At 51.9% G+C, this 12,680-nt stretch carries 11 protein-coding genes; 8 read left to right on the top strand and 3 right to left on the bottom strand.

The annotated features are described in order from the left end of the window. Nucleotides 1-36: 36 nt before the first annotated feature. Together SBL51_RS02430 and SBL51_RS02435 are read right to left on the bottom strand one after the other, a co-directional pair. Nucleotides 37-1,206, bottom strand: a complete 1,170-nt coding sequence (locus SBL51_RS02430) for a MaoC family dehydratase N-terminal domain-containing protein (RefSeq protein ID WP_317928896.1) — start codon at nucleotides 1,204-1,206, stop codon at nucleotides 37-39. A 76-nt stretch (nucleotides 1,207-1,282) separates the two neighbouring features. Then, the gene (locus SBL51_RS02435) at nucleotides 1,283-1,696 is read right to left on the bottom strand and encodes an EthD domain-containing protein (RefSeq protein WP_317928897.1); all 414 of its coding nucleotides are present in this window, start codon (nucleotides 1,694-1,696) and stop codon (nucleotides 1,283-1,285) included. A gap of 123 nt (nucleotides 1,697-1,819) precedes the next feature. Here SBL51_RS02435 and SBL51_RS02440 point away from each other — a divergent pair, with 123 nt between their 5' ends. The 3 genes from SBL51_RS02440 (at nucleotide 1,820) to SBL51_RS02450 (ending at nucleotide 4,617) form a co-directional block, all read left to right on the top strand. Then, nucleotides 1,820-2,692, top strand: coding sequence for a LysR family transcriptional regulator (locus SBL51_RS02440; RefSeq protein WP_317928898.1), 873 nt, complete (start codon nucleotides 1,820-1,822; stop codon nucleotides 2,690-2,692). A 226-nt stretch (nucleotides 2,693-2,918) separates the two neighbouring features. Beyond that, nucleotides 2,919-3,851, top strand: coding sequence for an ABC transporter ATP-binding protein (locus SBL51_RS02445; RefSeq protein WP_317928899.1), 933 nt, complete (start codon nucleotides 2,919-2,921; stop codon nucleotides 3,849-3,851). Nucleotides 3,852-3,855: 4 nt separating this feature from the next. Next, the gene (locus SBL51_RS02450) at nucleotides 3,856-4,617 is read left to right on the top strand and encodes an ABC transporter permease (RefSeq protein ID WP_317928901.1); all 762 of its coding nucleotides are present in this window, start codon (nucleotides 3,856-3,858) and stop codon (nucleotides 4,615-4,617) included. Between the two features lie 126 nt (nucleotides 4,618-4,743). Here SBL51_RS02450 and SBL51_RS02455 read toward each other — a convergent pair whose 3' ends face one another. Next, nucleotides 4,744-5,541, bottom strand: a complete 798-nt coding sequence (locus SBL51_RS02455) for an IclR family transcriptional regulator (RefSeq protein WP_317928903.1) — start codon at nucleotides 5,539-5,541, stop codon at nucleotides 4,744-4,746. Between the two features lie 231 nt (nucleotides 5,542-5,772). On the opposite strand from SBL51_RS02455, the gene SBL51_RS02460 reads away from it, so the two are divergent. The 5 genes from SBL51_RS02460 to SBL51_RS02480 all read left to right on the top strand — a co-directional run bounded on the left by SBL51_RS02460 (nucleotide 5,773) and on the right by SBL51_RS02480 (nucleotide 12,670). Then, the gene (locus SBL51_RS02460) at nucleotides 5,773-7,338 is read left to right on the top strand and encodes an acyl-CoA synthetase (protein WP_317928905.1); all 1,566 of its coding nucleotides are present in this window, start codon (nucleotides 5,773-5,775) and stop codon (nucleotides 7,336-7,338) included. Between the two features lie 23 nt (nucleotides 7,339-7,361). Beyond that, nucleotides 7,362-8,489 carry a MaoC family dehydratase N-terminal domain-containing protein gene (locus SBL51_RS02465; RefSeq protein WP_317928907.1) on the top strand — a complete coding sequence of 376 codons (1,128 nt, stop codon included), beginning with the start codon at nucleotides 7,362-7,364 and terminating at the stop codon, nucleotides 8,487-8,489. 162 nt (nucleotides 8,490-8,651) lie between these two features. Continuing rightward, a complete protein-coding gene (locus SBL51_RS02470) occupies nucleotides 8,652-9,869 on the top strand; it encodes a CoA transferase (RefSeq protein ID WP_317928908.1) in 1,218 nt (405 codons plus the stop codon). Nucleotides 9,870-10,023: 154 nt separating this feature from the next. Further along, a complete protein-coding gene (locus SBL51_RS02475) occupies nucleotides 10,024-10,938 on the top strand; it encodes an SDR family NAD(P)-dependent oxidoreductase (RefSeq protein ID WP_317928909.1) in 915 nt (304 codons plus the stop codon). Nucleotides 10,939-10,969: 31 nt separating this feature from the next. Next, the gene (locus SBL51_RS02480; RefSeq protein WP_317928910.1) at nucleotides 10,970-12,670 is read left to right on the top strand and encodes a class I adenylate-forming enzyme family protein; all 1,701 of its coding nucleotides are present in this window, start codon (nucleotides 10,970-10,972) and stop codon (nucleotides 12,668-12,670) included. Nucleotides 12,671-12,680: the final 10 nt, after the last annotated feature.

A 12,680-nucleotide genomic window follows, 5' to 3' on the forward strand; every position in this document is an offset into this window, starting at 1 on the left:
TTTTTTAACAAGGTTGTGCGGGTGTTAGAGCCCGGTTCAAACGGGCTTTTTGGGTAATTTAATTTCGGCGGTGCCAGTGCACATGGTGGTGCCAGAGTGTGTGGCCATCTTGTGCTTGACCTGAATAAGGTAATTGCCTTGCTCATCCTGCAGCTTGTCGACCACCTCGGCGGTTTGCACAGTGGCATCGCCGGAAAGCGCAGGCCCGCGGTAATTGGCAATGGAGTGCAGCACCATGCCGTGTTCACCGGCCCAGCCGGCCAGGTAGTCGGTTACCCAGGCACCCATAGAGGCACCGTAGCCGTAAGCGCGGGGCATACCTATTTTGCGGGCAAAGTGGGGGAATAGGTGGCCCCGGGAGGGGCCGTAGTAGGCGCCGTCGGTGAGCTCGGGGTTAACCAATTGCATAGCGGGGTCGTTTTCAAAACCGGCCATCTCCTTGGTAAAGCCGAGGGCTTCTAAATCCAGTGTGCGTAGGTCGAGCGTACCCCAGGTATTAACAATGTAGGCGCGCCACTCAGTGGTAAAGCTGGCGATAGAGTGCGGGCCAAAGACACGCTCGGGCAGCAGGTCACCAACGCTGATGTCGTCCCACCAGCGCTCCTTGTGACCAAGATCGTGCAGCATCTGAATCCAACTGAATTTGCGCTCTTCCAGTGCTTCGATATCACTGTCACTCCACAACGGCTCTGCCATTGCCGCCTGGTCAACGGAGCTACCCCCGGCAGCGGCCAGGTAGCGAATAGAGGTTGAGCGCTGTTTGGCGATGGGGTTGCCATCCTGATTGGCGTAGTTGTTGTCGCCACGCTGGAAGCAGGTGGGGCCGGCAAAGCCGGTCTCCTTTACTACGTAGTCAAAGGGAATGCGCTCGTTGAAGATGAAATCACCCGCGACCACCGGGGTATCATAAAACCACCACTCATCGCCGCCAAATAGCAGGTGAGAGTTGGGGATCTTGCCAACACAGGCGGGGGCCGCGCCGTGGCCATCGTCGGTGGCAATGGCAAAACTTTGCGGGGCGACCAATTTACCGAAACGGCTTTCTGCGGCGAAGGCCGGGTCGTAGTGGAGACGGTTGGGGTAGTGCATGGCGTGTGCCCAACGGCGGATATCATTGTTGGCAATAGCTTCACGGATGGGGGCGGAATCGATGGGTTTACCCAGATATTGATCAATATCGGAGGTATCCAGAGTCAGTTTTGTCACGCTTCAAATCCTTAAATAGATATAAATTACAATAAGATATGATTTATTTTTAATGTCATTTATTTATGGGGTTCGCCTATTGATCATGCACAATGGCAACATGGGTAGGCTCACCATTGGGCCCCATGGGGGAGTCGTATTCAGTAACCGAGCAGACCGGGTTGGCGTGGCTGGCAAAGAGTTTCGCTTCGTCGTCTTTAATAAACTGAAGACGCTCCGGGTCGGCAATAATGCGTTGTGAGGCTTCAAAGTCTTCCCGGCTATTCCACCAGATCTCCATCAGGCAGTCATAGCCACAGTCATGCACCTCGCCGGTGACCGGGTTCTTTTCGGGGGTTAGGTAACGTCGCACGTAGCGCACAGCATTGGGAATGGAGGGAGCGCGGCCTTGGCGTTTCGATAGCTGTGAATGCTGGTTTTCGTAGTAGTCCATGAACTCTTCCAAGCTCATGTCCGGTCGTTTGCGAAAGAAACAGATCTGTTTAAACACGTTGCCACCTTATTGTTATAGGACGTTGGTCAGTTACAGCCATTTTGGGTAGTGGCTGACAGTGTCTGCGGTACGTGATATGTTGTCCAATGCAATAATTAACGAAATCTATGCAATATTGTTATGGATCTATCCCTCAGTAAACTGCAGCAACTCATCACGGTCGCTCGTACCGGCAGCTTTTCCAAAGCCGCGGTTGAATTGAACATCAGTCAACCGGCGTTGAGCCGCAGCGTGGCCGCTATTGAGGACCGCTACGGCTTTCAGATATTTAATCGGGTAGGGCATGGGGTGCTGCTGACAGCGGCCGGCAAACAGGTAGTGGCGCAAGCACAACCGTTGCTACAGAAATTGCGTCTGTTCGATAATACATTGCGGCTGTTTGGCACTGGCGCAACGGGAACATTGTCAATCGGCTTTGCGCCACTGCTGGCCAGCCAAACTCTGGCGAAATTCGCGGCGGATTACTTCCTGGGCCGATCACAGGTGCAGTTGCGCGCGGCTGTACGGCCGGGCGAGAGCTTAGTTGAGGCACTGAAAAACGATGAAATTGAGCTCTTGTTTGTGCCCGAGTCGTTTATTGAGCCCGACCCGGAGTTGGCCATGGAGCCGCTGGGTGAGATTCAACCCGCGTGTGTGGTAAGGGCAGGGCATCCGCTTACCAAGTTGGCGACGCCTTCCCTGGATGACCTGGAGCAGTATCCCTGGGCCAGCTCCGTGGCACCGCCATTTTTGGCCGAATTACCCAACCCAACGCTGTTTGAGTGCGACAACTATCACATCCTTCGGGAAACTGTCGTTAACAGTGATCTGGTCTGTATCTGTTCGCTCACGTTTGTTGAGCAGGCGTTAGCCAATGGTGAACTCACCGTGATTCAGGTTGCAGGCTTGCCTCTACCGCCGCTGAAAATCTTCTTTGCCCGGCTGGTTGGGCGGATCAGCTCACCGCTGGCCGTCGACGCCATTGCGCGCATGCGGGGGCTGTTAGCAAATTGAAATAATAATGTTATTGCAATTATTTTAAGATTGGCTTCTCCTTTAACCTTGCCGCATGAGTAGTTGATTTGCCGTTACCCAGCTTCAAGTCGTCATCGTACAAAGTGCTAAGCCTAGCGAAAAACTCAATCGTAAACTTACCCGACACACTGCTACATCGATCGGTCTTCATTGGGCTGGCAGTGCAGTAACGTCGGGGACTCCCACCCTAATCCAGGAATTGTGTGTGCCACCAATTATATCCATTCAACAATTAAATAAAGTTTATGACTCCGGCTTCCAGGCATTAAAGGAGATCAATTTAGAGATCAACGCCGGTGAGATTTTCGCTCTGCTGGGGCCTAACGGCGCGGGCAAGACCACCCTCATAGGAACCGTGTGTGGTTTGGTTCGCCCCAGCAATGGCCAGATCAGCGTCGCCGACCTGGATATTGCCCGGGATTATCGGCAGGTAAGATCGAAAATAGGCCTGGTACCTCAGGAACTCTCAACCGATGCGTTTGAATCGGTGTGGGCCACGGTAAATCTAAGCCGAGGTCTATTCGGCAAACCACCAAACCCGGATTACATCGAAAAGTTACTTCGCGATCTCTCTTTATGGGATAAACGCAAAAATAAAATCATGACCCTGTCGGGCGGCATGAAACGGCGGGTACTGATTGCCAAAGCTCTCTCACATGAGCCAGACATCCTGTTTTTGGATGAGCCCACCGCCGGTGTCGATGTGGAGCTCCGCCGCGACATGTGGGCCATGGTGCATGAGCTCAGGCAGCGTGGGGTAACCATTATCTTAACCACCCACTACATAGAAGAGGCCGAGGAGATGGCCGACCGCATCGGTATTATTAACCGCGGCGAAATTATTCTGGTAGAGGAGAAACAGACGTTACTGGCTAAGCTCGGTAAAAAGCAGCTGACGCTGCAATTGCCAGAGCCCCTAGCAGCTGTACCGGAAGGGTTTGCTGAGTTTGCGCTGGAACTGGCTGAGAACGGCAACACCTTAATTTACACATTTGACGCCCAGGCTGAGCAGGCCGGCATTGCTGCGTTACTAAAACGGTTGGCGGAGCGCGGCGTTGATTTTAAAAACCTGAAAACCAGTGAAAGCTCATTGGAAGATATATTTGTCTCTTTGGTTCGGGAAAAAGGCGAGGGTTGATGCAATGAATTTTTATGGTATACGCGCAATTTATCGCTTTGAGATGGCGCGCTGGTTTAGGACCCTAGCACAGAGCATAATTTCACCGGTGATCTCCACCTCGCTCTATTTTGTGGTGTTTGGCGCGGCCATCGGTTCACGCATGGGAGAGGTTGATGGTGTCAGCTACGGTGCTTTTATTATTCCCGGGCTGGTGATGTTGTCGCTGCTTTCAGAGAGCATCTCCAACGCCTCTTTTGGGATCTATTTTCCCCGTTTTTCCGGCACAATCTATGAAGTTTTATCGGCACCCATCTCAGTTTTTGAAGTGATCTGTGGTTACGTGGGCGCGGCCGCCACCAAGTCGGTATTGTTGGGGTTGCTTATCCTGGTTACCGCACGCCTGTTTGTCGACTACAGCATTACTCATCCAATCTGGATGCTGGCCTTTTTGGTATTAACGGCAGTTACCTTTAGTTTGCTCGGTTTTATTATTGGAATATGGGCAGACGGTTTTGAAAAACTGCAAATTGTACCCCTGATGGTGATTACCCCATTAACGTTTCTTGGAGGCAGTTTCTACTCCATCGCCATGCTGCCGCCCTTGTGGCAGAAGATCGCATTGATAAACCCTGTGGTTTACCTCATTAGTGGTTTTCGATGGAGCTTTTACGGAATTTCCGACGTGGGTGTAGGGATCAGTTTGTCGATGATTGCTCTGTTTATGGTGATCTGCATCGCTGTGATCAGCTGGATTTTTCACACCGGCTACCGTATTCGAACCTAAACCCGCCTGCTGCCAGTGGCCACTCGCTATAACCGCGATTGGCTGCCTTTCCTGATGATCAATCCCCAGAGAATTACTGCCCGATAGGCTCGGGCAGGTGGCCTCAAATAGTGGTTCAGCTAATAGTCATTCACCGCACAATTGCCGCGATAAATTAGCAGCCGCGCTCAATAAATCGTTTTTTAACTCTTCCATACCATTGCGCCGGCCAATACTGATAGCTACCAGCGCATGGCTAAGGGTGTCGCGGCTTTTCCACACCGGTGCGGCCACGACCGTTACGCCCGAAATATAGTTGCCTGAGTCAATGGCATAACCTTGCTGTTTGGTCTGTTCGATCTGTTGTAGCCAGTCTTCCATCGATGGAGGTTCATCCCAACGTAGGCTGGAAAACTTCTCGACCAACACACTCCTCGGAATTTCACCAAACGCGGCAATACAGCGACCGGTAGCGCTGATCAATGCCGGAAAGCGGCTGCCTATTTGAGCGCGCAACTGGAAGTTGGCGGTCGCCTCGGAGCTGGCAACCACAATCATATGTTCGAGGCCCACGATTTGAACGCCAAGCATTGTGACATCGTAACTGTGGCTAAGACGGTCGAGAACGGGCTGGACGATATTTGAAAACTGGTTTCTGCCCAACCACTGCCGGGCAAGTGTTAGAACTCCTGCTTCCAAGCTATAGCGTTTGGTATCCGGGTCGACAGAGACGAACTGCTCAATCACCAGGGCTCGTAAAACATTGAGCGCGGTACTGGGCACTAAACCCAACTCTCTGGCGATAGTCTGTAATCCAAGCGGAGAATCGCTCTTGCCTAGCAAGCGCAAAATGGCTGCAGCGCGCGAAATAGCGGGGGCTTTACTCTCTTTTACGGCGAGGGCAAGCCTTTCATCCTTAGTCGTTTTCTTATTGGAATTTTCCATTGTCCGGCTTCTGGTTAGCACAAATTAGCACCGGCTTATGAAGCCGTTAGAACAGAATGCTGAGTAATCGAATGAATATCAAGTGAAGTTTAGCTCAGGATTGGTATTCAATATATAAAATACAATTTTATATTTACAACAATTGCGTTCTGTGGCAATGTTGCCTCCCACAAAACGGCGCTGCTTACTCAGCCGTAAACCAATAATCAAAACAATAGTGGTAGTTAAGAAATGACCAAGCTGACGGACTACACCTCCTATGCTGATGCGCAGTCACATGCCAACTCAGCGGCTCTTTGGGAACTCTTCGATGGTGATCGCGAATACCTGAACATTGCCAATGAATGCATCACTCGGCATGCGGACGGCAGTGGTCGTACCGCGGTACGCATTGCCCACGCCAGCGGTGAAGATGAGATTCTTAGTTTCGATGAACTCTCGTCCAAAGCCGCGCAATTTGCCCATTGGCTGGATGCCGAAGGTGTACAGAAGGGCGATCGAATTGCCTTTATGCTTGAGCCCTCTCTGCCTTTTTATGTTTGCCTGTTTGGTGCCATGCAGACCGGCGCTATCAGCGTGCCGATGTTTACGCTGTTTGGCCCCGATGCACTACGTTTACGGATCGACGACTGTAAACCAACCATCCTGGTAACCAATGCCCAGAAAGCGGATACCGCACGTGCAATCGACGGTTTGCGCGTGGTGGTGGCTGATCAGAGCCTGCTCGATGAGATTGCAAAATACCCAACCAGCTACGAACCCAAAACCAAGGCCAGTGATTTGGCCGTTTTCCAATACACCTCGGGTACCACTCGGGAGTTGCCGGAAGCGGTAAGACATACCCATAAATCCATTGTTACTCTAATGTTCGCCGCTCTTTATGGTACCGGCGTACGACCTGGTGACGAATATTTCTGTCCGTCGTCACCTGCCTGGGGCCATGGCCTGTGGCACGGCACCCTGGCGCCTTTGGCTTTGGGTGTGACTACTGGTACTTTTGCCGGCAAGTTTGATGCAACCCGCTTAATGAAAGCGCTGCAGGATTTCAAAATCACCAATATGTCTGCAGCCGCTACCCACTATCGTTTGATGAAAAATGCGGGTACGGTAGAGCAATTCACTTTCTACTTTAAAAAGCTTTCATTTACCGGCGAGCCCATTGATCCGGCAACCCTGGAGTTTATCGATCAGCACTTCAAGGTTCCTGCCTGCAGTATGTACGGCACCACAGAGATCGGCGTGGTTCTGGTCAACTTTCCAGGAGCAGAAGATTTCGAACGCAAGCCTGGTTCACTGGGCAAGCCCATTCCTGGTCTCAAGCTTGAAGTTCACCGCCCGGACGGCACGCAAACTGACCCGGAAGAGGTCGGTGAATTGATGCTCTGGAAAAGAGATCATTGGGAAACCACCAAAGACCGCGCGCGCGTCGATGCTGATGGCTACCTCTACCATTGTGGCCGGGCCGATGACGTAATTATCTCGGCAGGCTGGACCATGAGCGCCGTGGAAATTGAACACACCATGCTTAAACACGACGACGTAAAAGAGGTGGGTGTTATTGGTGTGCCCGATGATAAACGAGGCCAGGTAGTGAAAGCATTTGTCGTTACCGACCGTGCGCCTAGTCCCGAATTTGTTGAAGAGTTACAGACTTTTACCCGGGAGCGACTTGCCCAGCACGAGTTCCCGCGGATCGTTGATTTTGTGAGTGAGCTTCCGAAGACGCCGGCAGGCAAGGTTCACCGCAAAAAGCTTCGCGATGCCGAAGCTGCCAAAGCCGCCGCAGCCGGCGCCTAAAATTAACTGGAGAGAAGACAACAATGGCTGAAAATAAATTTCCTAAAATCACAGAAGAAGGCTTGGCCGATTTACGCAAACGTATTGGTGTAAAAATCGAAAACACCATTGAGCCATGGAACTTCGAGGCTACCCGCGACGCAATCCGTCACTACGCCCACGGTATTGGTGATAACAACCCACTGTGGTGTGACCCTGAATACGCTAAAAACACCAAGTACGGCGATGTAGTAGCTCTGCCAAGCTTCCTGTTTACTGCTAGCCGAATTATCTCTGGTTACTGTGGTGGTTTGTCAGGTGTACATGCCATGTGGGCTGGTGCCGACTGGACTTGGCACAAACCGGTAATGCGTAACGACTCCTTCCGTACCGAAGCCTACCTGAAAGATTTGATTGAGCACCAAACCCGTTTCGCTGGCCGCGCCTTCCAGCAGATCTACCACGTTGATTTCTACAACCAAAATAACGAACTGGTTGCCGAAGCTGACAGCTGGGTATTCCGTACCGACCGTGACGAAGCCCGTGAACGTGGCACCAAGTACACTGAAGTGCGCGGTAAAGTTGAGCCGTTCACCGATGAGCAGCTGGCCGAGTGGGGCAAACTGTACGACGAGGAAGTGATTCGTGGCGCCACTCCCCGTTACTGGGAAGATGTTCAAGAAGGCGAAGCACTGCCTAAGATGATGAAAGGCCCTATGACTGTGACTGGCTTTATCTGTTACGCGCAAGGCTGGGGTGGCCTCTACATTCGCGCCAACAAACTGGCTCACGAAATGCAGAAAAAACACCCGGGTACTGCCATCAAAAACCGCTTCAATGTGCCTGACTGTCCTGAGCGTGTTCACTGGGATGAGGATTTTGCTTTGGAAGTGGGGGCACCTGGTGCCTACGACTACGGTCCGGAGCGCTGCTCTTGGTTGACCCACCACGCCACCAACTGGATGGGTGATGAAGGCTTCCTGCGTAAGTCCAAGTGTGAAATCCGTCGTCACAACCCAGACGGTGATGTGATCTTCATCGAAGGTGAAGTAACCCGTAAGTGGGTTGAAGATGGCAAGCACCTGGTTGAGATCAAGCAAATTGCTAAAACTCACCGCGATGAGCTCTCTGCTCAAGGTTACTCGGTCGTTGAGTTGCCATCCAAAGGCTAATGTAGCCAAATTCATCTCGGTCGTTCTGACCGGGATGAAACGCTTGACGATGGCCAGTGGCGCAAGCCCCTGGCCATTACATTAAGGGGTTGCCACTCGACTTGCACACGGCAATCTCCACCATAACAAAAAGATCATCAGTGCATATCGGCAGGTTACATAATGAAGGACGAAAGCAGTTCTCCTAAGTGGGCTGGCCCGCTTCAAGGTATTCGTGTCCTGGACTTCACCCGCGTGCTCGCCGGCCCCTCTGCGGCCCTGGCGTTAGCGGATTTGGGCGCGGAAGTAATTAAAATAGAACCGCCCGGTACCGGTGACGAGACCCGTACATTCCCACCATTTCGTGAAGGTGAAAGCCACTACTACCTCAGTATTAATCGCGGTAAAAAAAGCATCGTCGTCGATTTAAAAACCGAAGAGGGCGTTAAGCTGGTTAAAGAGCTGGCGGTAAAGTGCGATGTGCTTCTGGAAAATTATCGTCCCGGTGTAATGGAGCGTTTTGGACTCGACTATGCCGCGTTATCTGAGTTAAACCCTGGTTTAATCTATTGCTCCATTTCTGGCTTTGGCCAGACCGGCCCACTCAAAGATCGACCATCATTCGATATTGTTCTGCAGGCGCTTTCTGGAGCGTTAAGCGTTAACGGCGAACCCGATGGTTTGCCCACCAAACTGGGTATTCCCTTAGGTGACTTGGTGGGTGGTATTAATGGGCCTATCGGAATCCTCGCAGCACTGCACGAACGCAATAGCACAGGCAAGGGGCGTTGGGTTGATGTCAGCCTGCTCGATGGCATGATCGGCATGTTGGGCTACCTGGCTCAATTGGCATTTTTCACCGGAGAAGATCCAAAGCCCCAAGGTTCTCAGCACCCCAATTTAGTCCCGTATGGCGTATTTCCGGCTAAAGATGGGTCTATTATTGTGGCCTGTTTAACCAACAGTTTTTGGGAGCGAATCTGCCAGGCACTAAATATGGCAGAACGCATTCATGACCCGCTGTTTGATAGCATTCAAAAACGCCGAGACAATCGTGCCGCTGTTAACCAACTGGTATCGGATTTCACGCAACAACGAACCGTTGCAGAACTGGTAGATATCTTCACTGCGCATCAGGTACCTAACGCCCCAATTTTAGGAGTCCAGGAAGCCCTGGCTCAACCGCAGGCGGTGGCTCGCGAAATGGTGGTGGAAACCGACCACAAAGTCCTGGGTAAAATACCAATCGTCAATCGGCCCATTAAATTTGCTGGAGCACCGCAACCAATACCAGAAGCACCACCAGTGCTCGGTCAACACACCGATGAAATTCTTTCTACCGTTCTTGGACTCTCCAAGGAACAGATTACTGAGCTGCGCAGGGCGAATGCTATCGATTGATGCTAAACCTTCGCAGTTAAAGGCTTTACTGGTACGCTTACCAGTGATACTGGAATCTGTTGGTGGTTTCAAGGCATTGTTCTGACACAAACCTCGCGGTTCAGCAGACCGGGTATTCCATTTAAAAACCAGAAGCAGGCGAGGGGAGAATTTCATGTCTGAACTTAATTTTGACAATCGAGTAGCGGTCATTACCGGAGCTGGTCGTGGTCTGGGGCGAGCCTATGCCGAACTGCTTGCTGCGCGTGGTGCCCAGGTGGTTGTCAATGACCCCGGCGTCTCCATGAAGGGAGATGGCATTGATACCGGCCCCGCAGAAGAGGTGGTACAAGCAATTAAGGCTGCCGGCGGAGAAGCTGTCGCCAATACCGATACCGTAGCCACTGCCGAAGGTGGCCAGGCGATTATTCAAACGGCGCTCGATAACTATGGCAAAATCGACATTCTGATTCACAATGCCGGCATTGTTCGCCGCGGAGGCTTGCACGAGTTAAGCATTGAAGACTTCAACTCCGTGCTAGATGTTCATATGCGTGGCGGCTTTCACGTAACACAACCTGCATTTGCCAAAATGCGTGAGGCGGGTTACGGCCGCATAATTTTAACTGGTTCTATTAATGGCCTATACGGCAATGCAGGTGTGGTTAACTACAGCATGGCCAAAGCCGGGCTGATTGGGCTCTCCAATGTGGCGGCATTGGAGGGGGCTGAGTTCAATGTAAAAAGCAATATTATTCTGCCCGGCGCAGTAACGCGCATGGCCGAAGGGCTGGATACCAGTAAATACCCACCGATGGAGCCGGAGATGGTTGCTCCAGTAGTGGCCTACCTGGCCCATGAGTCTTGCGAAGTATCCGGTGAAATGCTGATAGCAATGGCAGGCCGTATCGCCCGAGCCTACGCAGCGGAAACCAAAGGAGTTTATCACCCTCACTGGACCATCGAGTCAGTAGCTGATGAACTTGCAAAAATCCGCAACACTGACGACTCTTTAATATTCCCCGTAGTTCCCACCGGCCACCTCGACCATTTGAAGTTCTGTTTCGAGATGGCCGCTAAGGGCGAATAACCAAATGTGTAATTTATAAACGAGAGAGATCATGACAAACGTGCTATTTCCCATTCCGGGAATGTCTGTTGTTAAAGGCATACCGCTGTCAGAAGAGAAGGGCACAGGTGCGTTAACTTTGGGTGGCTTTCTAAAAGAGGTCACCGCAGCCTATGGCCCGCGTGAAGTGGCCGTGATGCATACCGCCGACGGTATTGAGCGCTGGAGTTACAACGACCTGTGGGAAAAATCCATGGCGGTCGCCAAAGCGCTTCTGGCCTGTGGTGTGGGCAAGGGCACTCGCGTTGGTATATTAATGACCAACCGCTTTGAATTTGTCACCTCGCTCTTTGGTACTGCCTTAGCAGGCGGTGTCGCGACTGCCATGAGCACCTTCTCTACGCCTTCTGAGTTAGAGGTGTTAGTTAAAAATTCCGGCTGTTCCGTATTAATGCTGGAACAAAACATTCTCAAGAAAGATTTCGCAGCCATTGTTTCGGAACTGGAGCCGCAAATCAGCACGATTAAAGCCGGTGAGCTGTTCTCCAATAAATTTCCATTTCTGCGTTATTTGGCAACCGTCGACAATGAAACTGATCAAGGTGCGATTGAGGGTTGGGGTAACTTCCTGAGTCGTGGTGCGAGCATCAGCGACGCATTGGTAGAGGCTACTGCCGCTACCGTCGCACCGGCAGACCCGGGTGTTTTGCTCTTCTCCTCTGGTTCAACTGGTAAACCGAAAGGCATTCTCAATGCGCATCGGGGTGTTTGCCTACAGATGTGGCGCTGGCGCAATTGGTTACAATTGGCCAATGAAGGGGTTCGCTGCTGGTCGGCCAATGGTTTCTTCTGGTCCGGTAATTTTGCCTGGGCTATGGGCAGCACTCTGGCCGCGGGCGGCTCTTTGGTATTGCAGAGGGTATTTCAAGCCGAAGAAGCGCTGGAGCTGATGGAAAAAGAGAAGGTTACCTTTTTGGTGGCCTGGCCACACCAGTGGGCACAATTGGTGGACGCTAAAAACTGGAACTCTGTGGATCTCTCTTCGCTGGTTTATATCGATAAGAGTTCGCCGGTGGCTGCACATCCAACCGTGAATACCGATTGGGTGGATGCGACTCATGCCTATGGTAACACCGAAACCTTTACTCTGAGTTCTGTCTTTCCCGCCAATACACCAAAAGAGATCTCCGCTGGCAGCCATGGCGTTCCCGCTGCAGGCAATACCTTTAAAATTGTGGACCCGCTGTCCGGAGATACGGTCGCGCTCGGTGAGCGCGGTGAGATCGCCGTTAAAGGCCCAACGTTAATGCTCGGCTATATCGGTACCCCGTTGGATGAATCGGTCGATGAAAACGGCTTTTTACGCACCGGCGATGGCGGCTACTTTGACGAGAATGGTCGTCTGATTTGGGAAGGCCGACTCAACGATATTATCAAAACCGGGGGCGCAAACGTTTCGCCGGTTGAGATCGATATGGTTATCGAAAAGGCGCCCGGCGTAAAAGTAACAAAAACTGTGGGTGTGCCCGATGAGCTGTTAGGCGAACTGGTGGTTGCCTGTATCGTGCCACAGGATGGCTTCAGCCTCACTGAAGATGAGATCCGCAATTTCGCCAAACAGGAACTGGCCAGCTACAAGGTGCCACGTCGAGTCCTCTTTTTTGACGAGTCCGAACTCGAAACTACCGGAAGCAATAAAGTTAAAACAGCCGAGCTCCGGAAACTGGCCGCCGAACGATTGGCAAATAGCTAATCGTTTTCAG

Source organism: Halioxenophilus sp. WMMB6, assembly GCF_033283405.1.
Classification (GTDB): Bacteria; Pseudomonadota; Gammaproteobacteria; order Pseudomonadales; family Cellvibrionaceae; genus Halioxenophilus.

Excerpts from the sequence above, each read along its gene's own strand:
- SBL51_RS02480 (WP_317928910.1), top strand. The coding sequence starts at position 10,970 with ATGACAAACGTGCTATTTCCCATTCCGGGAATGTCTGTTGTTAAAGGC.
- SBL51_RS02460 (WP_317928905.1), top strand. The coding sequence starts at position 5,773 with ATGACCAAGCTGACGGACTACACCTCCTATGCTGATGCGCAGTCACAT.
- SBL51_RS02440 (WP_317928898.1), top strand. The coding sequence starts at position 1,820 with ATGGATCTATCCCTCAGTAAACTGCAGCAACTCATCACGGTCGCTCGT.
- SBL51_RS02455 (WP_317928903.1), bottom strand. The coding sequence starts at position 5,541 with ATGGAAAATTCCAATAAGAAAACGACTAAGGATGAAAGGCTTGCCCTC.
- SBL51_RS02475 (WP_317928909.1), top strand. The coding sequence starts at position 10,024 with ATGTCTGAACTTAATTTTGACAATCGAGTAGCGGTCATTACCGGAGCT.
- SBL51_RS02465 (WP_317928907.1), top strand. The coding sequence starts at position 7,362 with ATGGCTGAAAATAAATTTCCTAAAATCACAGAAGAAGGCTTGGCCGAT.
- SBL51_RS02470 (WP_317928908.1), top strand. The coding sequence starts at position 8,652 with ATGAAGGACGAAAGCAGTTCTCCTAAGTGGGCTGGCCCGCTTCAAGGT.
- SBL51_RS02450 (WP_317928901.1), top strand. The coding sequence starts at position 3,856 with ATGAATTTTTATGGTATACGCGCAATTTATCGCTTTGAGATGGCGCGC.